Source organism: Halalkalibacter oceani, assembly GCF_040544555.1.
Lineage (GTDB): Bacteria > Bacillota > Bacilli > Bacillales > Bacillaceae_D > Halalkalibacter > Halalkalibacter oceani.
On the sequence record NZ_JBEPKD010000001.1, the window covers coordinates 465,495 to 487,875 of the forward strand.

Annotated in this window: 19 protein-coding genes; 4 read left to right on the top strand and 15 right to left on the bottom strand. The window is 49.4% G+C overall.

What is annotated here, in order from left to right; genetic code table 11:
- The first annotated feature begins 45 nt into the window (after window positions 1-45).
- The 3 genes from recU to ABMB67_RS02340 all read left to right on the top strand — a co-directional run bounded on the left by recU (window position 46) and on the right by ABMB67_RS02340 (window position 4,130).
- On the top strand, window positions 46-654 hold the full coding sequence (gene recU, locus ABMB67_RS02330; protein ID WP_251222355.1) for a Holliday junction resolvase RecU: 609 nt from the start codon (window positions 46-48) through the stop codon (window positions 652-654).
- A gap of 26 nt (window positions 655-680) precedes the next feature.
- Entirely contained in the window at window positions 681-3,323 is a 2,643-nt protein-coding gene (locus tag ABMB67_RS02335; RefSeq protein ID WP_354570987.1) for a transglycosylase domain-containing protein, read from the top strand.
- Window positions 3,324-3,494: 171 nt separating this feature from the next.
- Window positions 3,495-4,130 carry a class I SAM-dependent methyltransferase gene (locus ABMB67_RS02340; RefSeq protein WP_251222357.1) on the top strand — a complete coding sequence of 212 codons (636 nt, stop codon included), beginning with the start codon at window positions 3,495-3,497 and terminating at the stop codon, window positions 4,128-4,130.
- Window positions 4,131-4,688: 558 nt separating this feature from the next.
- Here ABMB67_RS02340 and ABMB67_RS02345 read toward each other — a convergent pair.
- From ABMB67_RS02345 to ABMB67_RS02380, 8 genes are all read right to left on the bottom strand, one after another.
- Window positions 4,689-8,264 (bottom strand): dynamin family protein, encoded by a 3,576-nt coding sequence (locus ABMB67_RS02345; protein ID WP_354570988.1) that lies wholly within the window; start codon window positions 8,262-8,264, stop codon window positions 4,689-4,691.
- A 19-nt stretch (window positions 8,265-8,283) separates the two neighbouring features.
- Window positions 8,284-8,802 (bottom strand): YpoC family protein, encoded by a 519-nt coding sequence (locus ABMB67_RS02350; protein WP_354570989.1) that lies wholly within the window; start codon window positions 8,800-8,802, stop codon window positions 8,284-8,286.
- Complete coding sequence (gene nth, locus ABMB67_RS02355; RefSeq protein WP_251222360.1) at window positions 8,799-9,455, bottom strand: endonuclease III; 657 nt, start codon at window positions 9,453-9,455, stop codon at window positions 8,799-8,801. Before nth ends, ABMB67_RS02350 begins: the two co-directional genes overlap by 4 nt.
- A gap of 17 nt (window positions 9,456-9,472) precedes the next feature.
- On the bottom strand, window positions 9,473-10,177 hold the full coding sequence (locus ABMB67_RS02360) for a DnaD domain-containing protein (protein WP_354570990.1): 705 nt from the start codon (window positions 10,175-10,177) through the stop codon (window positions 9,473-9,475).
- Between the two features lie 132 nt (window positions 10,178-10,309).
- On the bottom strand, window positions 10,310-11,602 hold the full coding sequence (gene asnS, locus ABMB67_RS02365) for an asparagine--tRNA ligase (protein ID WP_251222362.1): 1,293 nt from the start codon (window positions 11,600-11,602) through the stop codon (window positions 10,310-10,312).
- A gap of 150 nt (window positions 11,603-11,752) precedes the next feature.
- Complete coding sequence (locus ABMB67_RS02370) at window positions 11,753-12,940, bottom strand: pyridoxal phosphate-dependent aminotransferase (RefSeq protein WP_354570991.1); 1,188 nt, start codon at window positions 12,938-12,940, stop codon at window positions 11,753-11,755.
- A 100-nt stretch (window positions 12,941-13,040) separates the two neighbouring features.
- Window positions 13,041-13,520 carry a cell wall elongation regulator TseB-like domain-containing protein gene (locus ABMB67_RS02375; protein ID WP_354570992.1) on the bottom strand — a complete coding sequence of 160 codons (480 nt, stop codon included), beginning with the start codon at window positions 13,518-13,520 and terminating at the stop codon, window positions 13,041-13,043.
- A 2-nt stretch (window positions 13,521-13,522) separates the two neighbouring features.
- Window positions 13,523-13,693, bottom strand: coding sequence for a YpmA family protein (locus ABMB67_RS02380; RefSeq protein ID WP_251222365.1), 171 nt, complete (start codon window positions 13,691-13,693; stop codon window positions 13,523-13,525).
- Window positions 13,694-13,796: 103 nt separating this feature from the next.
- Between ABMB67_RS02380 and ABMB67_RS02385 the strand changes: the two genes are divergently transcribed.
- Entirely contained in the window at window positions 13,797-13,961 is a 165-nt protein-coding gene (locus tag ABMB67_RS02385) for a hypothetical protein (RefSeq protein ID WP_251222366.1), read from the top strand.
- Between the two features lie 59 nt (window positions 13,962-14,020).
- Here ABMB67_RS02385 and ABMB67_RS02390 read toward each other — a convergent pair whose 3' ends face one another.
- The 7 genes from ABMB67_RS02390 to panB form a co-directional block, all read right to left on the bottom strand.
- A complete protein-coding gene (locus tag ABMB67_RS02390) occupies window positions 14,021-15,331 on the bottom strand; it encodes an amidohydrolase (protein WP_354570993.1) in 1,311 nt (436 codons plus the stop codon).
- A gap of 48 nt (window positions 15,332-15,379) precedes the next feature.
- A complete protein-coding gene (locus tag ABMB67_RS02395) occupies window positions 15,380-16,210 on the bottom strand; it encodes a ComEC/Rec2 family competence protein (protein ID WP_354570994.1) in 831 nt (276 codons plus the stop codon).
- Between the two features lie 139 nt (window positions 16,211-16,349).
- A complete protein-coding gene (dinG, locus tag ABMB67_RS02400; RefSeq protein ID WP_354570995.1) occupies window positions 16,350-19,178 on the bottom strand; it encodes an ATP-dependent DNA helicase DinG in 2,829 nt (942 codons plus the stop codon).
- Between the two features lie 10 nt (window positions 19,179-19,188).
- Complete coding sequence (locus ABMB67_RS02405) at window positions 19,189-20,193, bottom strand: tetratricopeptide repeat protein (protein ID WP_354570996.1); 1,005 nt, start codon at window positions 20,191-20,193, stop codon at window positions 19,189-19,191.
- A gap of 67 nt (window positions 20,194-20,260) precedes the next feature.
- Window positions 20,261-20,644, bottom strand: coding sequence for an aspartate 1-decarboxylase (gene panD / locus ABMB67_RS02410; RefSeq protein ID WP_251193968.1), 384 nt, complete (start codon window positions 20,642-20,644; stop codon window positions 20,261-20,263).
- 1 nt (window position 20,645) lies between these two features.
- The gene (gene panC / locus ABMB67_RS02415; RefSeq protein WP_354570997.1) at window positions 20,646-21,503 is read right to left on the bottom strand and encodes a pantoate--beta-alanine ligase; all 858 of its coding nucleotides are present in this window, start codon (window positions 21,501-21,503) and stop codon (window positions 20,646-20,648) included.
- On the bottom strand, window positions 21,503-22,342 hold the full coding sequence (gene panB / locus ABMB67_RS02420; RefSeq protein ID WP_354570998.1) for a 3-methyl-2-oxobutanoate hydroxymethyltransferase: 840 nt from the start codon (window positions 22,340-22,342) through the stop codon (window positions 21,503-21,505). Before panB ends, panC begins: the two co-directional genes overlap by 1 nt.
- Between the last annotated feature and the right edge of the window lie 39 nt (window positions 22,343-22,381).

A 22,381-nucleotide genomic window follows, 5' to 3' on the forward strand; every position in this document is an offset into this window, starting at 1 on the left:
TATCTTTGATTCCATGCATTGTTTTAGAAAGGTTTGTGAGCGGTTATGGCGATTCATTACCCAAACGGCAGGCGCTTTGAAGCAAATACGCCTCCTGCAAAAAAAGCGGGCTCAAGCGCAACGAATATGTACAGCAATCGTGGAATGACGCTGGAAGAAGACTTAAACGTAACGAACCAGTACTATTTAGAGCATCAGCTCGCCGTCATTCATAAGAAGCCGACACCTGTGCAAATAGTCGACGTCGACTATCCGCGGCGCAGCGCTGCCGTCATTAAAGAAGCCTATTTCAAACAGGCCTCCACGACGGACTATAACGGTGTTTTTAAAGGGCGCTATATTGATTTCGAAGCGAAGGAAACGAAGAATAAAACCTCCTTTCCGCTAAAGAATTTTCATCAGCATCAAATTGAACATATGCGCCAGGTCATCGGCCAGGGCGGGATTGCGTTTGTTATTCTTCGCTTTACGGTAACAGATGAAATCTATTTACTGGATGCCAGCCACCTCCTTTCTTTTTACGACAGACAGGAGCAAACCCGAAAATCCATCCGAAAGTCGGATATTGAACAGTTAGGGTATTCGATTAAAATAGGATATCATCCACGAATTGATTACTTGAAAGTAGTCGAATCGGTCTACTTCAAAAAGTAGTGGATGCAGAAAGGGAGAGACACACGATGTCAAAAGAAATAAAAACAAGACAAGGGCGTCGTCAAGCACGTCAATCAATGAAAAAGGGGAAAAAGACGTCAACGAAAGGCCTTTGGAAAAAAATATTCTTATTCATTGTCACGCTTGGTATCATCACAGCCATCGCCGGCGGAATTACCGTTTTCGCGATGATTCAAGGAGCACCGGCGCTCGATGAAGACAAGCTGACTTTATCGCAGGCAGCGCAAATGTTTGACCAGAATGATGAGCTTGTCTCACAGCTCGACTCAAGTGAACGGCGGGTCAATGTCAGCATTCAGGATATCCCGCAAATCGTCGAGGATGCGTTTCTTTCCGTCGAGGACATTCGCTTCCGCGAGCACTTCGGGGTCGACATCCGCCGCTTGTTTGGTGCAGTCGCCGCCAATATAACCGAGGGATTTGGAGCTGAAGGAGCGAGTACGATTACCCAGCAGCTCGTCAAAAACCTTTTTCTGAACGAGGAGAAACGTTTAACGAGAAAGATTCAGGAGCAATATTTAGCGATCAAACTGGAGCAGCGCTATTCGAAGGACCAGATTCTTGAAATGTACTTGAATCAAATTTATTTAGGCTCCGGCGTGTACGGCGTGGAACTCGCCTCGCAAACGTACTTTAATAAATCAGTCGGCGAATTGTCGCTCGCTGATGCCGCGTTGCTCGCCGGGATTCCGCGGCGCCCGAGCTTTTATGATCCGACGAAAAATCCGGAAGCCGCCGAGAGCAGACGTAACCTCGTCCTCTCTTTAATGGAGCAGCACGGAAAAATTACGAGTGAAGAGGCCGAAGCGGCCAAAGCGATTCCATTGGAGGATCAGCTTCACTTAACAGAGCGCGAATCTTACCCGTATGAAGCCTTTTATAATCAAGTGCTAGCAGAGCTTGAAGAGATGGAAGGCATTACTGTTAATGATTTGTACAATGCCGGACTAAAGGTGTATACAACGCTTGATGTTCATGCACAGGAGCATGTGGAAACCGTCCTGCAAACGGATCAGTACATTACGAGCTTTCCTGATAATGAAGACTTTCAGGCCGGTATTACGCTGCTTGATACAAAAACCGGTCAGATCAAGGCGATCGGAAGCGGCTTGCAGGATACTGATGTCCAGCGTGGGTTTAACTATGCGACCGATATTCGTAAACAACCTGGTTCAACGATCAAACCGATTTTGGATTACGGACCGGCAATTGAGTATTTGCAATGGTCAACCGGCCACGTCTTAGTCGACGAACCTCATGAATACAGTGTCGGTGTACCGATTCGCAACTTTGACCGTTCCTACGACGGCGCCCTTTCCATGCGGCGGGCCTTAGCCCGCTCGCGAAATGTTCCGGCAATTAAAGCATTGCAGGAAGTTGGCGTTGACCGTGCCGAAGAATTCGCCAAAGGTCTCGGTGTTCCGATTGAATACGATGATGGTGAGATGCCCGAAGCATTTGGACTTGGAGGTTTCCGCGATGGGATTTCCACCCTCCATCTCGCCGGCGCTTACGCCGCTTTTGGCAATAACGGAACGTACACAAAACCATATACAGTCCGGAAAATCGTCTTTCCTGACGGACGGGAAATCAATATGGCGCCTGAATCACAAAAAGCAATGAGCGACTACACCGCCTATATGATTACCGATATGCTAAAAACAGCCGTAACGGACGGAACCGGAACGACAGCAAACATTCCGGGCTTACCGATGGCTGGAAAAACGGGGACAACGAATTTTGATGAAGATACCCGTCGGACCCACGGGATCCCGGAAAATGAAGTGCCGGACATTTGGTTTGCCGGCTATACAACGAATTATACGGCTGCCGTCTGGACCGGCTTCAGCCGCAATGGCCCGAACAATTACCTTAGACGCGGGGAAGAGCGCCTGCTTGCGCAACGGATTTTTAAAGCGGTCATGCAGGAAGTTTCGGCTAATAAACAAACAGAGGATTTCACAATGCCGAATTCCGTTGTCCGCGTCGGTGTCGAGCGTTCAACCGGCTTACTGCCTAGTCCGTATACACCGCAAAGTGAAATTGTTTATGAATTATTTGTCCGTGGTAACGAGCCGACCCGTGTCTCCGAAGAGTTCATGGAGCTTGCTGCCCCGTCGGGTATGATGGCCAGCTATGAAGCGGACGCCGATCAAATTATCGTCAGCTGGGATTATCCAAGTGATCTCGCAGATGAAGTGACGTTCGAGCTTCAAGTGTCCATTGATGGCAATAGCCCGCAATTACTCGATCGAATGAAAGACATGCAATTTATTTTTAACGCACCTGAGCACGGCTCGACGTATGAATTTACGGTTCGCGCGATTTCAGATGAAAATCCAAATGTCCAAAGTGATTCCGCTTCAGCCCGTGTCGTCATTGAAGATGCCATTGATGAGGATGAAGAAGAGATTCCAGACCCGCTTGACGAGCTGGATCCCGATGGCAATCAGCCGGGAGAGGATGAAGAAACCCCTCCAGAAGAAAACGGCAATAATGGCAACAACAACGGCAATGGGAACGGCGGTCCCGGAAACGGCAATAACAACGGGAATGGCAACAATCCGGATGACAACAACAACGGAGATGCAGAACAGCCTCCTGGTCCGGAAACCGATGAAGGAGCTGACGAAGGAAGCGAAACGTAAAGAGACGCTGGGCCAAACGGGTTAGCGTAGATGCGTAAAGGCTTGGAGAAAAGGTAAAGAACACCCTTTTCTTCAAGCCTTCTTTATTTTGTTTACAGGAAGCTGAAAATCAATTACAGTTATTAAAGAGTAATTATATCTATAATTACTCAGAAAGGAGTTAGTCGTAAAATGGAATTCTGGGAGTCCAGTTTTATCGAAAAACAAATGATGTGGGGCTTCGCGCCCACAGATTCGGCCATTTTGGCAAAGGACTTATTCCTTGAAAGAAATGCGAACGATATCCTACTGCCTGGAATTGGCTATGGAAGAAACGCAAAAGTGTTTATTGAAAATGGAATCGCTGTTACAGGAATTGAGATTTCACAAACGGCGATTGATTTGGCGAGGAAAAACGGGATTAATTGTAAAATATACCATGGTTCAGTAACCGAGATGCCTTTCGATTCTAAACAATATGACGGCATTTTCTCCCATGCCCTGCTCCATCTATTGAATAAGGAAGAAAGAGCGACGTTTATTAAAGATTGCTACCATCAGCTAAAGCCTGGTGCCACGATGATGTTTACAACCGTTTCAAAAAAAGCACCGATGTTTGGAAAAGGCAAGCAGTTGGATCAGGACTATTTTGAGACAAAGGACGGTGTAAAGCTGTTTTTTTATGACGCCGACTCGATTAAGCAGGAATTTAGCGAATACGGGCTGGAGGCGTTTTCGGAAATTGATGAACCGAATAAGGATAGCGACAATAAACCGCCAATAACTTTCTTAATGATAAGATGCAAAAAGTCGACAGGCGTTTTGTAGTTTAAGAAAATACTGGAAGCTGCTGAAAAAGTACGATTTTCATTTTTTTCAGCAGCTTTTTCGTAATGAGCGTAGCCGTTGCCTGATTTTGAAAGCCTTGCTTCGAATAGGTTTCTCGAAGCAAGGCACGCAGCGCGCGGAGCCATTACTCTTCTTCGACTGACGAAAAAGGAAGTTTTTTTTCAGTGGCCTCTTTTCCTGCCAGCTTTACGTTCGGGTGCAAACTTCGCTCGCTGCTTCGATAATAGAGTGTCCCAAAGAGACACTCTATTTGAAGCAATGTGCGGAGCCGCTGCAAGATTTTCAAGTCATCCAGGAGTGCCCTTCTCCTGGATGATGCGCAGCGCGCGGAGCCATGGCGCTAATTCAATAGGGTAAGTCGCCCTTTGTGATGGGCTTTTGCCTGCGCTTCGACTCTTGTTTTCTTTTGGCTTATGGGGCTGGCAGCGGCTCCGTTTTGCACGCGCCAGCAGGAAAGAAACCCGCTTTCCTGCCAGCTTACGTTCGGGTGCAAACTTCGCTCGCTGCTTCGTCGCTAATTCAATAGGGTAAGTCGCCCTATTGAATTAGCGACTGAAACCGGTCATATTCTTGTTGGAGGCCTTGTTGGTGTTTTGGATCGGTCAGGGCGTCGAACCGTTCTACTTCGCGGTTAAGTCCTTCGACAAAGGCGGACTTAGCCGCGGCTAATGATTGGGCGAACGCCGATTCAAGCTGGACGAGTGTTTCTTCTTCGATGTTTCGCAGCGCATCACTTGCGACGACGGTTCCGTCTTCAACAAGCTTATCCTTCAACGCGCGTACTTGCTGGCCTTCAAAGAAAGCCTTTAGCGACTGAAAGCTGGCGCTGTAGTCTTCAAGACGCAAATCGAGTAAGCGGTTCGAAAGCTCAAGCTGCAGCTCCTGCTTCTTCTGCTCTGCCGGAAGAGCAAAGGATGGAAAGTCCTTTCTCAGCCGCTCTACTGTTTCAGAAAGCCACTGGTCAACCGCCCGGTACAGCGCTAATTCGAGGCGGACGAATGTCGCCCGGAGCTCCTGCTGGAGAAAATGCTCTCCCTCGCCCCTCCACTCCTTTAACGCCTGAAGCAGCGCCTGCTGCTGGGCCCTCTTGCTTGCGCCGACGACCGTCGTCACATTGACCGCCGCCTGAAACTCATCCCCTAACACAAAGCGAATCCGCTCACGAAGGTAGAGGAAAAGCTGGCTCGTTTCCATTTTTATCGCCTGCTCGACCTGTAAAGGCTGGGATTGCTGAATGTCGTCCTTCCACTGCTCGACGCGGTCAGCAAGCTCTTGCCGTCTCGCTGTCTTTGTCGCTTCCTCACTCGTCGCATACTCAAGCCCTTTCGCCAGCGTCATCGTATAGCGTTTTGTTTCTTCGCGCAGCAATTCAAAGCTCAACCGTTTCAACTCGGAGATGGTTTGCTCGTAAAACGCTGTTTCAAAAACGGCGAACAACGGATCCTGCTCTTGATTCCCCTGTTTGGCCTGCAAGCCTTTTTTACTTGATAACGGATAAAGCCTCGGCTCATCAATGCCATTATGAACGAGCTGATCATAGACATGCTTCCGCACCCCGTTTAATTCCTGTTCGCTGCTGGCCAGATCAGCCGCGTTTAAAATAAAGTAGAGCTTATCATTTTGGAAGTCGCCGTTGACCTTGGCCATTTGCTGTAAAAATGCCTGATCGGCCTTTGAGAAAGCGTGATTATAGTAGCTGACGTAAAAAATCGCATCGGAATCACGCAATTGCTTAAAGGCGACATTTGTATGGCGGCCGTGAATCGAATTCACCCCCGGCGTATCGACAAGCACAATCCCTTGCTTTGTGATCGGACTGTCGAAGTAAAGCGTGACTTGCTCGATTAAGCAGGCATCGTTTTCATTGGCGACAAATGGCTGCAGTTCATCAAGCGTTACTTCAAATGACGAGCCGAGCTCCCATTTTTCCGCCGCAATGCTTTTATGCAGCGTCGTTAAGTAAGCCTGGTATGTTTTCTGCCAGCTTGTTTGGGCCTCTTTTGGATTTGCCTTCCAGCCTGCCAATGAATCAAATGACAGCTGCTGATCGAGCTGTTCGGCAACGGCTTTAATTTCAGCGTCAAGCTGTTCTCTTGTTTTCACATGGACGACCGCTGTTTCTGACGGATGGCCCTCCTCCGCCTGTTTGACAAGATTGACCGTGGCGGTTGTCGGATGTGGCGATACAGGAAGCACCGACTTGCCTAATAAAGCATTGGCAAAGCTCGACTTTCCGGCACTGAACGCCCCAAACAACGAGATCGTAAACGTCTGCTGCTGAAATTTAGCCGTCCGTTCGGCAAGTTCCTCACGCTCTATCTCCATTCTCTCTTCTCCGCGTGACTCATTCAGTGCTTCCATCAGCTTCGCCGTCCACTGCTCAGCGAGCTGTTGGTCGAACAGCGGGCGGCTTGATGTACCGCCTTGCTCCCAGTCGGTGGCAATCACCGTTTCTTCCGGCAAACGAATATCGGAAAACGTCGTTTGTTCAAATGCGGGCACTTCTTTTTCCATCGCTTCCTTCAACGAACGCTCGTAGCCCCCGGCATCCTGAAATTGGTCAGCCTGCTGGCGGTAATGCACCATCCCACTTTGATACGCTGCACTTGTCTGCTTCAGCTCATCAGCATATTTTTTTACTTCGTTCAACTGCTCCAGCTTTTCTTTCAGCTCTTTTCGCTCGACCTGCCAATGTGTTTCCATCCCCTTGACGAGTAAAGCGATTACCGTCGCCGCTTTTTGCCGCAGCTCTCTCGTGACCGCAGCCGTCCGTTCCTTCGTGAAGGTGTAGACATATTCACGGTTTTTCGGTCCAGCCTGTACTGCTTTTGTAAAGAAATCAGCATCGAGCGAGAGGGTAAGATTATCAAGCGCCCGCTCAACCTCCTCGCGGTTGCTCAGCAACGTGAAATCATAGCGCTTAAATAGTTGATGAAGATGAAATTCAAGCTGGCTTTTCACTTTATCCTGCACTTCATCAAGCAGCCCCTTCAAACGTCGCTCCTGTTCTTCTTCGGTTTTTTTCTTTGCGAACAACAGTCCAACCTTAAAGTTCGGCTGAATGCTCTCAAGCCACTGGCGCGCAAGCTCTGTCGTCGTATAAGGAAAAATCGTCACATCCTTCATCAGCTTCTGAATGTCAGCCTCGATTTCTTCCTCCAACAGCTGCTTCGCCTGCTGCGCGCGTTCATAAGCGACAGCGGTCTTTTCCCGCTCTTCCAGCCACTCCAGCGCGAAGCCTTCTTCCTTTACCCGCTCTTTGATTTCATCCATTTCCGCTTCCATTTCTTCTTGAAGCCGGGCGGCAATGCTTAAATAAAAACCTTGCAAAAGCCGCTGCTTCGCGTATGGCAACAGCTCATTGCCGTGATAGAGCATCGCCTTCATATCACGGTCAAACTGGTCAAGCTGATTAAGATGATGGGAGCGGTTTTTCATGCTCGTGTAACTCAATTTCAAAATGTTAATGCCCCACTCCGAAAATGTCTGGCGCACAGATTGGTCAAAATGAGAAAACGACAGCTCCGCTTCATCATGCTTGTCAATTTGATTGATCACTAAGTAAAGCGGCTTCTTCTCATCGGAAAGCTGCTTCAAAAACGTTAAATTCGTTTCCGATTGAACATGGTTATAATCCATCACATACACGATGAAATCGGTCGTATAAAGCGCTTCGAGCGTAACAGCCTGATGGGTCGGGTCGGTTGAATCAACCCCCGGCGTATCATAAATAATGCTCTCCTGTCCTAAAAACGGAAGCGGTGCCGAAATCGTCAGCGAAGCAATCTCGCCGCCATTCATCCCCCATTCACGCACCCGCTGCCAAGGTATTTCCCCTTCCCAGCTTTCCTCTTCTCCGTTCGTGCCAACAACGGTTAAGCCAAGCTCACCATTTTGAATTCCAATAATATTCGCACTTGTTGGAATCGGACTCGTCGGCAGCATCTCCGCTCCAAGCAAATGGTTCAAAATCGTTGACTTTCCCGCGGAAAAGTGACCGCAAAAGGCGACCTGAAAGGCGGTATTTTTCCGCTTTTCTTCGACAATCGTTAACCGTTCTTTTTCCTTTTCTGTCATTTCTAAAAGATTTGCTTTCTTTTCAAGATCTCGCACTACGATGATAATCACCTACTCATAAATTTGACATCCGTTTGTTTTCGTCCCGCTTTTCAAGCATGAGCATTTTCGCAAATATTTTCTGCTGCTCGTCAAACAGCGCCTTTAATTGCAGAAAAGCATGAAAACGGGGAAGGTCGCTCAGGACATAATGGAGCCGTTCCCCGATGTTTACCGGTTTATAAAGCAATGCTTCGCTTGTTTCTTCAAGCTGGTGTAAAGAGGTCACCGGGCGTCCGTGGCTCCACCAAAGGCAGTTCATATACAGCGCACTCATCGCGATCATCCGCTGTTTTGCGGCCTGCGGCTTTCGTTCACTGTAGCACGCTGCCAGCTGAGGCTCGATCTGCCGCCAAAGCGCGAACAAGAGCGGAACCGTCTCCCTTTTATGAAGCCAAGGCCGCTCTTCCTGCGTCAAGTCATAATAAAAAGGCGTCTTTAGCAACATTTCCGGAAATGACTGAGCTTGCCCCGGCGTAAGCTCGGTTTCTTTCTGAAAAAAAGGTGGGCGGCGAAATGAAGCGGGAATCTTCATTTGCCTTCCCGCGCTTTCATCCGCTTCTGCCCCTCCCGGCAGCGATCAAGCAGCGGACAGGTGTCACATTGCGGCGATTGGGCCTTGCAATGATACCTGCCGAAAAAAATAAATTGATGATGGGCATCGGACCAGCGTTCTTTTGGAATTTTTTTCATCAATGTTTCTTCTACTTCCTTGACGCTGTCCTTCCAGCGGCAAATGCCGAGCCGTTTTGAAACGCGCTCGACATGCGTATCAACAGCAATTGCCGGCACGCCGAAAGCAACCGATGTTACGACGTTCGCCGTCTTTCTGCCGACACCGGCCAGCTTCACAAGCTCTTCGCGGGTTTTTGGTACTTCACCGTTATGCTGCTCAAGTAAGGCTTGTGACAGCTTCTTAATATTTTTTGCTTTGCTGCGGAACAAGCCGATCGAACGGATATCCTGCTCCAGCTCTTCAAGTGGAACAGCTATGTAATCCTCCGGTTTTTTGTATTTCGCAAACAGACCAGGTGTGACTTTATTAACGAGCGCATCGGTGCACTGTGCGGAAAGCACAACAGCAATTAGCAGCTCGAACGGATTGGAATGGGTCAATTCACATTCCGCATCCGGAAACATTTCGGCGATCAGATCCAGTGCTTCAATGGTTTGTTTCTTTGACATCATACTCATTCTCTCCTTACTCAGCGCTGTTCAAGCCAGCTGAAGCCCGGATAAGAATCAGCGCCCGCCCGCGGCTTCTCCTGCTTCTTTACTTGGTTGTATTTACGAAATTTTTCCCCGTGGAGCTTTGCTTGCTCGAGACTTGTCACGCCATTTCGCTTCCATTCAAATAAAATCCGGTCGATATAGCGGAAGTTGACTTTGCCCGAGACGACAGCTTCTCTTAAAGCGGCGACGATTAACGTCGGGGAATGGCGATCTTCATCAAGCCACATCGAAAGGGTTTCCGCTTCAATCGGCGAAAGCGGACGGCCGAATTCTTCTTCAAAGCGCTTGAACAGCTGGCCCTCCTGCTCGTGCTGGTCTTCTTCTCTCGCCCGCAGCGTTTCGCCTTTTAGCAGCTCAATCAGCTTTATCCAAAGCGGCTCAAGCGAATAGCATTCGTAAACGATACCCTGTTCGTCCGATTTCCGCTCCAACGCAAGAAACCCCCGCCGTACTAAGCGCCCTAATAACTCAGCACATTCAGAAGCCGTCAGCGTCATCCGCTCACTGATTAAGTCGGGCGTCGGAAATTGATTGCCCGCTTCAATGTATGTTTGCACCTGTAAAAGGGCGATCAGCTCATTTTCTTTTAGCCCCATTTCAGCGTAATGTTGCAGTAATAATGTCGGTACAGTGAGCTGCTTTTGTGTAGCCCATTTTAATAAGATTTTCTCTTGCATCGTGGAAACACCTCACTTCTTAGTATAACACGGCTTTGCCATTCCGTCGTTTGTCATATAAAAAAGGAGCTATCCGAAACATGGCTGGACAGCTCCTTTCGCCGTTAAGTGAAGCGTGACAGGCTCATACCGTTATGGATACAGGCGATTCAGCAAGCGCGGAAACGGAATGGTCTCGCGGACATGCTCGACGCCGGCAAGCCATGCAACGGTTCGCTCAAGACCGAGGCCGAAGCCAGAGTGCGGGACAGAGCCGTAATGCCGCAGTTCCATATACCATTTATACGCATCCTCGGACAGCTGATGCTCTTTAATTCGCTGCTTCAATAAATCAGCATCGTCAATCCGCTGCGAACCGCCGATGATTTCTCCATAGCCTTCCGGCGCGATCAAATCGGCGCATAGGACAACATCGTCGCGCTCGGGATCCGGCTGCATATAAAATGGCTTCAATGATGTCGGGTAATGGGTGATGAACACCGGCTTGTCGTAATGCTCGGCAATTGCCGTCTCATGCGGCGCCCCGAAATCATCGCCCCATGTAATATCGTCAAATCCTTTTTCCTGGAGGAAGGTGATCGCTTGATCATAATGAATCCGCGGAAATGGTGCCGTAATCTGTTCGAGCTTGCTCGTATCGCGCCCAAGCACGTTAAGCTCAAGTTGGCAGGCATCGAGCACGGCCTTAACGATATAGGCAACATACTGCTCCTGAATTTCTAAATTCTCCTCAAATTCAACGAAAGCCATTTCAGGTTCAATCATCCAAAACTCGATCAAATGCCGTCTCGTTTTTGATTTTTCCGCGCGGAATGTCGGGCCAAAGGAAAAAACACGACCTAATGCCATCGCCGCCGCTTCCATATAGAGCTGACCACTTTGTGAAAGATAGGCGTCCTCATCAAAATATTTCGTCGCAAACAGCTCAGATGTCCCTTCCGGAGCACTGCCGGTCAAAATCGGCGGATCAACTTTCACAAAGCCATTTTCATTAAAAAATTGATACGTCGCCCGGATGATTTCATTTCTGATCTTCATTACGGCGTGCTGCCGTTTCGAGCGAAGCCATAAATGACGATGATCCATCAAAAATTCGGTTCCGTGCTCCTTCGGTGTAATTGGATAGTCCGTTGCCGCATGCAGCAGATCGATATGAGAAACGACCAGCTCGTACCCTGAAGGAGAACGTTCATCAGCCTTCACCGTGCCGGTTACATAGAGTGAGCTTTCCTGAGTTAGGTTTTTCGCTTGTTGAAACTGTTCTTCCCCCGCCTCGGCTTTGACGACCACACCTTGGATAAAGCCGGTTCCGTCGCGCAGCTGGAGGAAGGCAATTTTACCACTGGATCGTTTGCCGGCAAGCCAGGCGCCAATGGTCACTTCCTGTCCTTCATATTGACCAATCTTTGCTATTGTCGTTTTCATGTAATACCTCCTCGATAACACCCTACATTATACCGTTGTATTTTTTTTGAAGTCAACAAGTGGGCGTGCCAAAAGGTGTTTTTCCTTTTAACACGCCCACTCTGTCCTGCCTGCTTGCACGTTTTTTCTATTGACTCTTGAGCATCCCTCTTACGCTCTTGCTTTCGCTTTCACAAACCGCTCGATCCGCGTCAATGCTTCTTCCAGTGCTTCAAAGGAGGTCGCATAGGACAAGCGCACATTGTTCGGCGCCCCGAAGCCGGAGCCTGGAACGAGCGCGACCTTCTCTTCCTCCAACAATGCTTCAACCCAGCTGTCCACATCGGCGAACCCATTTAATTCTGCCGCTTCCCTGACATTCGGGAATAAATAAAAAGCGCCCTGCGGTTTGACACATGTGATCCCTGGAATGGTGATAAGCCGTTCGTAAATCCCGTTTAAACGTTGCTCAAAAGCTTGACGCATCGTCTCGACCGAACCGTCGTCCTCCGTATAAGCGGCAATCGTTCCGTATTGAGCGTTCGTTGTCGGGTTGGACGTGCTGTGGCTGGCGAGGTTGGTCATCGCTTTAATAATCGTTGCATTACCGGCCGCATAGCCGATTCTCCAGCCCGTCATCGAATGCGATTTCGATACGCCATTTACGACAATTGTCTGCTCTTTCAACTCGGGAGACAGCTGGGCAACCGACGTATGAGTCGCCCCATCGTAAACAAGCTTTTCATAAATTTCATCAGAAATGATTAACACATCGTGCTTGAGGCAGACGTCTCCAAGCTGGCGGAGCTCTTCTTCTGCATACATCGCCCCAGTCGGATTGCTTGGCGAATTCAAAATAAATGCCTTCGTCTGAGGTGTAATCGCCTTTTCCAGCTGGTCAGCCGTTACTTTAAAGCCGTTTTCCTCTTTTCCTTCAATAAACAAAGGCGTGCCGTTTGCCAGTTTAACCTGTTCCGGATAGCTCACCCAGTAAGGAGAAGGTATGATCACTTCATCGCCTTCGTCAAGGATTGCCTGAAATAACGTATACAAAATATGCTTCGCTCCAGAACCGACGATAATTTCAGCCGCTGAATAGCTTAGCTGTTGATCGCGCTGGAATTTGCCGATAATCGCTTCCTTTAGCTTCGGCAGCCCGCCGGAAGGTGTATATTTCGTATGACCTTCTTCCATCGAACGAATCGCTGCCTGAATAATATAAGCCGGTGTATTAAAATCCGGCTCGCCGGCTCCAAGTCCAATCACATCATGGCCCTGCTCCCGCAACTCCTTCGCTTTCGCGGTAATCGCTAAAGTGGAAGACGGGGTTAACGTCGATACTCGCTTTGCTAATTTCATGACAATTGTCCCTCCAGTTTATGTACTATATCCACTATAGAGTGTCCGCTGTCAACAATCAAGTGTCAATTCAGAATAGACAGAACTATTTTCCAACTGACTATCCGACTCTGAGCTGATAGCGTTTCATAAAGGTCCCGTCAGCAAATGTCATGTAATAATAAGCTTGATTCCCTTCCGAATTAATGTAGGTTACTTCATACACCGGCAGCTGCCGCTCAAAGCCTAAGCGTATCGCCTGCACGTGATCGATATCGACTTGACTGGCCGCTATTTCGAGCGCTTGCTGTTTTGTGATGCCATCAGCCGCTGCTTCCATGTGATGAGACTGAAAGTCATCGGGAATCCAGATAATCTGCTCCTGCTCCGTATCACTCCCGGTTACAACATAATACGTATTTGTCCCATGATAATAAGTAATATCTGTAATCGTATGTAGTCCAGCTTCATTGATCGCATAAGCCTCTGCCCGCGCATATTGCTCGTCTAAAGGAGTGCGAATGCTGTTATAGCTGTATGCCACAGCACCGCACACAACAAGAAACAACACGATAATCCCGCTAACAATCCATTTTTTCATTCTTATGTTCTGTAAATGGTAAAAACCATTTTCTCCTCATCTTTCTCATCAAGCGCCAGACCAAACATCAGGTCTTTCTCTTTCAATGTGCGATTAAGCGAATCAACAATTTTATAGAGGTCAGCAGCCTTTTGCACTCTAACTGTTGATAACACTTCCATTTTCTGTCCCACTTTTATTCCTCCGTTCCTCTGCCAAATGTGCGGCAAGTTTTTCTAAACATAGCCGGCGGCCAGCTGGTGATACTATACATAAGCCGGAAAGGGGGCTTATGTCGTGTCAAAAACGACAATCGCTGAGGCTTTTCAGCGCGATAAAGAAACGGTCGCATTAGTAAGCCGGGAGGGAGCGACCTGGTATCGGGCCATTCCCGTCACGCTCCATCAGACGCTATTCCCTTCTTTTTTTCAACCAGATCGTCAACAGCATGATGAAACGTAACTATAATTTCCTACTCACACCTCTTTTGTCGCTCTGTACATGCCCACCGTACAGAGCACTTACATAAGCGAGCAAACTTTCTTATATTGGCGGTTCGCCTGATAACGGATTTTTTCCTCATCTAACGTCAGGAGCGAGCGATTTCTCATCAGCGCCTTTCCTTGAACAAAAACATCGGTGATATCAGCTGCCTTTACGGCGTAAACGAGATGGGAAAGTACATGCGCAGCCGGCTGGACGTGCAGCTGCTCTCCATCAAGTAAAATAAAATCGGCCTGATAGCCTGCTTTCAGCTTGCCGAGCTCCGGAAATTGCAAAGCTTCAGCCCCGTTTATCGTCGCCAGTTCAAGCGTCGTCCCAGCTGAAAGTGCCGTTGCGTCCTGATAACTTCCTTTTTGCAGCAAATTCCCGATTCTCAACTCCTCAAACAGATCAAGTGTATTATTCGCCGCGACGCTGTCGGTGCCAAACGAGACGCGAATCCCGCGCTCAAGCATCTCCTTAACCGGTGCGATGCCGGAGCCAAGCTTTAAATTGCTTTTCGGGTTGTAGCTGATCGTTGCCTCTGTCCGGGCGAGTCGTTCCAGCTGCACCTCAGCAAGATGGACACCGTGCGCGAAGAGCCATGGGACAGCGTCAAGCACGCCCAGCTGATCCAAATGGTCAAGCGGATGGCAGCCATATTGCTCCAAATGGTCAGCCACTTCTTTTTTTGTTTCAGCAAGATGCATATGAACCGGCAACTGCAACTGGACCGCTTCTTCGACAATTCGTTCAATAAAAGCCGGCGGACATGTATATGGAGCATGAGGGGCAAGCATCGTCCGAATTCGGCCGTCAGCCCTCTCATGCCACTGCTTGGCAAAGCGAACCGCTTCCCCCAGCTTCGCCTCCTGTTCTTCCTTAGAGCAGAGCCCGATCATCGAGCGCATTAACGTCGCTCTCATCCCCGCCTCTTCTACGGCTTCGGCGCACTGATCCATATATAAATGATACATTTCCAAAAAAGTCGTCGTTCCGGATTTGATCATTTCGGCAAGCGCCAGCGCCCGACCGGCATGGACCGCCTCCTCGTCCTGCTTTCCTTCAAACGGCCACATTTTCTCTTCCAGCCAGCGGTGCAGCGGCAAATCATCTGAATGACCGCGAAGCAAGGTCATGCCGATATGGCCGTGAGTGTTGATCAAACCAGGCATCAGCCATTTTCCCTTGACTGAAATCACCTCTGCGGCATCCGACTCCTGCTTTTCTGATGGCGAGCCGCTGCCGACCTCAATCAGCTTCCCATCCGCGATGACGAGAAAGCCGTTGTCGATAAAAGGATTCTCCTTATCCATCGTGACGATCGCCGCATCCTTTAGTAATAGCATGCTTTCATCCTTCCTTTTTCGGCCCTTCTTTTTCCGTAGCCAGCTTATTTAAAAATGGGCCGTCACTAGCTGATAATCATCTTCATTTAATTTTATTATAACAGATCCATTTTGTCTCGTTTGGTACGTATCGATCCACGTTTCCTGCAGGCGTTCAAGCAGCTGGCCGTTCGGAATCGTGTTCTTTTTTGAAAAAACAATCGCCACCTGGGGATCAATCGCATCTAAAAACGGTTCAGTCGTTTCCACCCCGACGCCGAACTCAGCCACCTTCAGCCCGGTCATCGCCGGCAGGCTTCTTTCAAGCCAGGCTTCTTCAATGCTTTCGCTCGATTCCGCGGCAAACAAAAAATGATGCCGGTCGAAAAAAGACACGACAAAGGAGAGCGACGGAAGGAGAGCGTGGTCGGTCGGCAACGTTTGAAGCTGAACCTGGTCTTCGATCATGTACGTAGCCTCATGATCCCAGCCGATCAGTTCCGGCTTAGCACCTTCAGCAAATTGCGCTTCCGCCAGTGTCAGACCGGCCTGTGGAACGACGAGCTTTTTCACCTCAAACTGCTCGAAAAGCCGCTCAGCATTGGCGCTGTATTCTTTATCAAAACGTGGCAAAATGAGAACATCTATTGTCTGAATTTGCAGCCTCTTCAGCCTGCGCTTTAACTCGGTCCACGAATCTTCCGCGCCCGTGCCAATTAAATAGGAGGTTTGTGAGGGCAGCCTGAGATAAGTCGCCTCCCCGTTCGGCAGGTCAAAAAACACGAGTCCGGCCTGATCCGCCTCCGTTCCGTCTTCTGTAAGCGCCAAGCCTTGTTCTCCGCCAAAGAAAGCAAGAACAAAGGCGAAGAGCAGACCGCCAAGTATCCGTTTCATGTCCATGAATATCGTCCTCCCGTTAAAGCTGCGAGTGGGTTTCTCGAAGCAAGGCGCGCAATGCGCGAGCCATTACTCTTCTTCGAGTTACTACTCGTCTCTCCCTTAGTGTGGTCCGTTGTCTCCCGTTGGATACTCCGTCCGTTCAGAGAAAATCAGCAAATTGCTCTAATAAATGCTCAAGCTTTCCTTCATGAACAGGGACCTCTGGCAATGAGCGGATAAATTGTTTTCCGTAGCGCGTTGTGGAAATCCGCCGGTCGAGGACGAACACACAGCCGCGGTCAGACTGCGTCCGGATTAAGCGGCCGAAGCCTTGCTTAAAGCGGATGATCGCCTGCGGGAGCGAAATGTCCATAAACGGATTCAAGCCTTCCTCTTTTGCCTTTTCAAATTGGGCCTGCTGCAGCGGCTGATCCGGTGGTGAAAACGGCAGGCGGACAATCACGAGCGTATGAAGCTGCTCACCCGGCAAGTCGATCCCTTCCCAGAAACTGCTCGTCCCAAATAAGATCGCCTGGCTACTCTGTTTAAACATTTTCATTAGCTTTGCCCGGCTGCCGCTCGTCACTCCCTGGCCGATCAGTTGCAAATGACCAAACTGATTGAAATCCTTCACATGCTGATAAACGCGCTTCAGCATCTCATAAGAGGTGAAGAGGACGAGCATTTTCCCGCTTGAAACTTCAGCGATCCGCCAAAGCTTCACCGCCACCTCTTCCGCGAATTCCTCTTCGGATACGTCCTTTATCGAAGGCAAATCGGACGGTAGCAGCAAGCGGGCCTGCTCTTCATAGGAAAACGGCGACGGTATGACACATTGTCTTACGCCGAAATCAGTTAGGCCGAGCCGTTTCTCCTGATAGGAAAAAACACCATTGACCGATAATGTCGCCGAGGTTAAAATGACGCTTTTCTTTTTGGCGAAAAAATGATCGGCTAACAGCTCAGCGACATCGACGGGCTTGCTGTATAAAAAGGTCGCATTACGCGCTCCCCTTGGCTCAACCTCAATCCAGTAAACGACATTCGGATCATATTCGAGCAGCAGCTCATACAAATTTTGCTCCTGCTCGTACAACGCTTCAACGATCCGCTCAAAATCAGCGATCAAGCCTCGCTCCGGATAGGAAAGCGCCTCCTGCTTTTCCTGAAAAAGCTGAGACAGATTGCGGCAAAAGTTGATTCCATCCTTCATCATCATATGAACGCGCATCATACATTCGAGAATCGCCTGCCACGTCGCCCCTTCCTCTTCGTAGCTTGCGTAGCGGTACCGAATCCGGCCGATATCGGTCGAGCTTTTCTGCCGGGTGTGCATCACAAATTGATGAATCATCCGAAACAGGTCATCGACCTCTTCTTTGGCGGTAAGCAGGACGTCCTCAGCTTCCTTTCTCGTCTGGCGAAGCGGGAGCTGATGCTTGCCAATCAGCTCAAAAAGCGTTTCCAGCATCCCTGTCTCCTGCTGTACGCCGAGGCGCTGAAACAAATAGGAAAAGGTGACATAATCAGCGCTGTTTCCTAAATAGTCGCTCGCTGTTTCTTCAAAATGATGGGCCTCATCAATGACAGCATGACTATAGGACGGTAAAATCCGTTGCTCATTCGTTAAATCGGTGCAGAGCAGGGCGTGATTCGTAATGATCAGATCGGCCTCCTGCGCCCGTCTCCGCGCCCGGTGGTAAAAGCAGCGCGAAAACCACGGACTGAATCTTCCTAAATCAGAGGCAGCATCACTTTCCACTTCATACCAGAATCCTTTTCCGCCGGATGGCAGATTTAATTCCTCGACATCGCCATTCTCTGTTTCCGTCAGCCAGATCAACAGCAGCGCCTTCGTTAAAATGACATCATAGCTGTCCGTTTCAATCGACTGTAATGATTGCTCAAACTTGCGCAAGCATAAATAATGGCTTCTTCCTTTGAGCAAAGCCGCTTTTACCGGAAAAGGCAGAAGCTGGCGAATGAGCGGCAAGTCGCGCTCAAGCAGCTGCTCCTGTAACGGAATCGTTTGCGTGCTTATGACGACAGGGTTTCCTGTTGAATGGGCGTAATAAGCAGCGGGCAGAAGATAAGCGAGCGACTTGCCCGTTCCGGTCCCCGCTTCAACGAGCAGATGCTGGCATTGTTCAAATGCCTCGTCAACCTCCCGCATCATCTGACGCTGGCCCGGACGCAGTTCGTAATGAAGAAAGGCTTCCTTCATTTTCCCGTCCATGAAAGTCGAGAAAAAATCAGGAAACGACAGCGCGTCAGTTGCCGCCGGCTGTACCGGCTCCGTTTCTTCCTCTGGCATCCTTTTTAAAGCAAGCTGGCGGTAACAATCATATTGTCGCTCGTCCTCGCCCCCTTGACGAAGCTTTTCAGTAATATAATGGGCGAGCAGCGGCTCTAAATCGCTCTTTAACCGTTTGGCAAACGGCTGAAGCTGCTGCAGCGTCAAGAGCGGGAGTTGCTTTAGTTTATGTAATAACGTTAAAAATAAGGTCGCCGTCACTTCGGCATCGCTGTCGGCTTGATGCGGCCGCTCATGATCGAAGCCGAGCTGATCGGCAAGCTGATTCAGCTTATAGCCCTCCTGTTTCGGCAACAGCATCCGGGCCAGCTCCACCGTGTCAAACAGCGGAACCGGAGGAAACATATAGCCCTCCAGCTCAAGCTGCTCAGCTAAAAAGGAACGGTCAAAATCAACATTGTGAGCGACAAACGCACTGTTTTTCAGCAAGCGTAAAATCTCAGGGACAAGCGAGTGAAAAGAAGGTGCCTGTTCGACCAGCTCATCGGAAATCCCTGTTAAGTCTTCAATAAATGGCGGAACCGGAAGACCTGGATTAACAAACGAAGAAAACGTCTCAACGATCTCTCCCTGCTCAATCACAACCGCCCCGATTTGGATGATCCGGTCTCCTTTTTTAGCAGAGTGGCCGGTTGTTTCTATATCGACGACCACATATCTTTCTTGTTCTATCATGGATTGCACCTCAATTAATCAAGCCGTTCTTTCCCGCCCCAAGCAGCGAACGCCATTCTTCCTCGGGCCAATGCTCGTCAAGCCAGCTGATCGAGGAACGAATATGTGAATTGAATGGGTCGAATTGCAATGCTTTTCGGAACGTCACCATCGCTTTTTTTCCTTCTCCCGCCAAGGCATAATTCCAGGCCAGTCCATGGAGCACCTTCTGCTCCAGCCCTTCGCTTTCCTGAATCCGCTTATAGCAGTGGACAGCTGTTTGATGGTAGCCATGCCATTCGCACACATGGGCCAAAGCGAGCAGAGAAGTCGTTGATTCAGCGACGTGAATGCTCGTCAGCCAGGAAACCCAGGCCGCCTCCTTATCCCCTTTCAGCCATTGGCAACAGCCAAGAAAGAAGTAAGCTTCTTCATCCTCACTCACCTGCTCGATATAATCGAGAAAATAGGATTCAGCTAGGTGGAACGCTTCTTGAACGTAATAACACACGCCTAAATTATACACGACATCCGCCGTCGTGATAAGCTGATTTGCCCGCTCAAAACAGACGGTCGCTTCCTCAAAGCATTGGCGGCGGGCGTGAATACAGCCTAAACCGACATAGGCAAAATGATGAAAAACTTTTTTCCGGGCAGCCTGAACGAGATAAAGAAACAACTCCAGCGCTTTTTGTTCATTGTCGGCAAACAGGAAAGCAAAGCCGGTGTAGAGCAGGCGTAAATCATCCTCATCCCCGCTTGCCTGCTCTGATTGCAAAGTATCGGCCGCTTTCGCAAACATCTCAAGCTGATAATACACCGTGCCGGTCGAGCGGTATTGCGGGAGGTCGCTTTGCTCTGTCCCTTCCGCACGAAGCTTCTGGACGAGTTCATCCATTTGCGTCCATTCATCGAGCAATGTCCCGGCCGTCTCCTCCAAGTATGTCAGCTGTTTCTTTTGCTCATTCGGGCTTAACAATGCCCATTTCTTTTCTGTTTGTTGATAGAGAGAATGCCACGACGTGAACCAATCCATCAAAAAACCCCTCCTCTCGATGGCTTTTTACTCAAAGTGTTCATCGAAACAGAGGGGAATATGCGGATTAGAGCACGGTAGAAGCTGGCTCCGAACGTAACATTTCGACAATCTGATTGTTTTCATCCATAATGGCTACCCGCGGCGTGTGCGATTTCACTTTTTCTTCAGGTACAAGCGCATAGGAGATCACGATCACGACATCGCCTTCCTGAACGAGACGGGCAGCCGCGCCGTTCAGACAGAGAACGCCGCTTCCTCTTTCTCCCTTAATAACATACGTTTCAAAGCGCGCGCCATTGTTGTTATTGACAATTTGCACCTTTTCATTTTCCAGTATATCAACCGCATCCATTATATCTTCATCAATCGTAATGCTGCCAACGTAGTTAAGATTTGACTCCGTCACGCGGGCGCGGTGAATTTTTGCCTTCATCATGGTCCGAAACATGCTAAGCCTCCTCTCCCTCAAGCTCGATGATAATATTATCAATTAATCGAGCATGTGTATAGTGATACGCAACAGCGAAAATGATTCGTCCTGCAAGCTTTTCCTGCTGTTCAAGCGCAGGGTAGGTTAACACGTCGACATAATCAATTGTCCCACTTCCACCCTCAAGCTGTCGGGTTAAAAACTGAAGCAGCTGTTCACGGCTGCGTTCACCCGCTTGGGCCCGTTCAGCCGTTTTCTGCAGCGCTTGATACAAAAATGGCGCTTCCTGCCGCTCTTCTTCTGTTAGGTAGACATTGCGCGAGCTTTTGGCGAGTCCGTCCTCTTCGCGCACAGTCGGACAGCTGACAATGCCAACAGGAACATTAAATGTCTCGACCATATTTGTGATAATCGCTACCTGCTGCGCATCCTTCTGGCCAAAAAAGGCTTCATCCGGCGCAGTCAGCTGAAACAGCTTCATCACGACAGTCGCGACGCCGTCAAAGTGGCCCGGGCGGCTGGCTCCGCATAACACGTCGATCCCCTTTGTCACATGGATCGTCATCGCCGTTTCGCCGGGGTACATTTCTTCCACTCCCGGGCAGAACAAAATATCCACACCGCTGTTTCGCGCCAGCCGTTCATCTCGATCCAGGTCGCGCGGATAACGTTCAAAATCTTCATTCGGCCCAAATTGCAATGGATTGACAAAAATGCTCACCATTACAACATCGTGCTTCGCCCGCGCCGCTTCAATCAAGCTGAGATGACCTTCGTGTAAAAAGCCCATCGTCGGGACTAAGCCGATCGAGCGGCCTTCTGCTTTTATTTTCCGTACTTCCTCACGGATAGCGGAAACCGTTTTGACAATTTTCATCACTTGCTTCCTCCATAAAGAGCAGCAAGCTCTTCTTCTTTCATCGCAAACCGGTGTTCTTCCCCCGGGAAAATTCCTTCCTTCACTTCATGGACATACATTTTCAACGCATCTTCAATCACTGGTGAAAGCGTCGCATAACGCTTGACGAATTTAGGAACGTGAACATCGCCATAGCCAAGCACATCATGATAGACGAGCACCTGGCCGTCCGTGTGTACACCGGCGCCAATGCCAATGATCGGCACTTGACACGTTTTACTAAGCAGGGCGCCGACCGGCTCCGGTACACATTCGACAACAAGGGCGAACGCGCCGGCCGCTTCAAGCGCTTTGGCGTCGGCCAGTAATTGTTCCGCGGCTTCCCGGCTCTTTCCCTGGACGCGGTAGCCACCGAGCACCTCAACCGATTGCGGCGTCAAGCCTAAGTGACCCATCACCGGCACGCCAGCTGCGGTAAGCTGTTCGACGAGCTGAATCACAACTTCCCCTGCCCCTTCAAGCTTGACGGCATTGGCGCCTGTTTCCTGCATCACTCTTTGCGCATAGCGAAATGCTTCCGTCCGATCCGTTTGGTACGATAAAAAAGGAAAGTCAACGACGATAAATGTATCCCTTGCCCCCCGTCTCACCGCTCTGGCATGCAGCAGCATGTCTTCGGTTGTGACCGGAATCGTCGAATCGTAGCCGAGCACGACCATGCCAAGCGAATCGCCGACAAGAATCATATCCATTCCAGCCTGTTCGACGAGCTTTGCCGATGGCGCATCATAAGCGGTCATCATCGTAATTTTTTCCTTGTTTTCCTTCATTTTTCTCAACCCAGCAGTTGTCTTCATTCGTTTTCCTCCTTTTTTTTAAAAGGAGAGCTTCAGCCA

Excerpts from the sequence above, each read along its gene's own strand:
- recU (WP_251222355.1), top strand. The coding sequence starts at position 46 with ATGGCGATTCATTACCCAAACGGCAGGCGCTTTGAAGCAAATACGCCT.
- ABMB67_RS02335 (WP_354570987.1), top strand. The coding sequence starts at position 681 with ATGTCAAAAGAAATAAAAACAAGACAAGGGCGTCGTCAAGCACGTCAA.
- ABMB67_RS02340 (WP_251222357.1), top strand. The coding sequence starts at position 3,495 with ATGGAATTCTGGGAGTCCAGTTTTATCGAAAAACAAATGATGTGGGGC.
- ABMB67_RS02350 (WP_354570989.1), bottom strand. The coding sequence starts at position 8,802 with ATGAAGATTCCCGCTTCATTTCGCCGCCCACCTTTTTTTCAGAAAGAA.
- nth (WP_251222360.1), bottom strand. The coding sequence starts at position 9,455 with ATGATGTCAAAGAAACAAACCATTGAAGCACTGGATCTGATCGCCGAA.
- ABMB67_RS02360 (WP_354570990.1), bottom strand. The coding sequence starts at position 10,177 with ATGCAAGAGAAAATCTTATTAAAATGGGCTACACAAAAGCAGCTCACT.
- asnS (WP_251222362.1), bottom strand. The coding sequence starts at position 11,602 with ATGAAAACGACAATAGCAAAGATTGGTCAATATGAAGGACAGGAAGTG.
- ABMB67_RS02370 (WP_354570991.1), bottom strand. The coding sequence starts at position 12,940 with ATGAAATTAGCAAAGCGAGTATCGACGTTAACCCCGTCTTCCACTTTA.
- ABMB67_RS02375 (WP_354570992.1), bottom strand. The coding sequence starts at position 13,520 with ATGAAAAAATGGATTGTTAGCGGGATTATCGTGTTGTTTCTTGTTGTG.
- ABMB67_RS02390 (WP_354570993.1), bottom strand. The coding sequence starts at position 15,331 with ATGCTATTACTAAAGGATGCGGCGATCGTCACGATGGATAAGGAGAAT.
- ABMB67_RS02395 (WP_354570994.1), bottom strand. The coding sequence starts at position 16,210 with ATGGACATGAAACGGATACTTGGCGGTCTGCTCTTCGCCTTTGTTCTT.
- dinG (WP_354570995.1), bottom strand. The coding sequence starts at position 19,178 with ATGATAGAACAAGAAAGATATGTGGTCGTCGATATAGAAACAACCGGC.
- ABMB67_RS02405 (WP_354570996.1), bottom strand. The coding sequence starts at position 20,193 with ATGGATTGGTTCACGTCGTGGCATTCTCTCTATCAACAAACAGAAAAG.
- panD (WP_251193968.1), bottom strand. The coding sequence starts at position 20,644 with ATGTTTCGGACCATGATGAAGGCAAAAATTCACCGCGCCCGCGTGACG.
- panC (WP_354570997.1), bottom strand. The coding sequence starts at position 21,503 with ATGAAAATTGTCAAAACGGTTTCCGCTATCCGTGAGGAAGTACGGAAA.
- panB (WP_354570998.1), bottom strand. The coding sequence starts at position 22,342 with ATGAAGACAACTGCTGGGTTGAGAAAAATGAAGGAAAACAAGGAAAAA.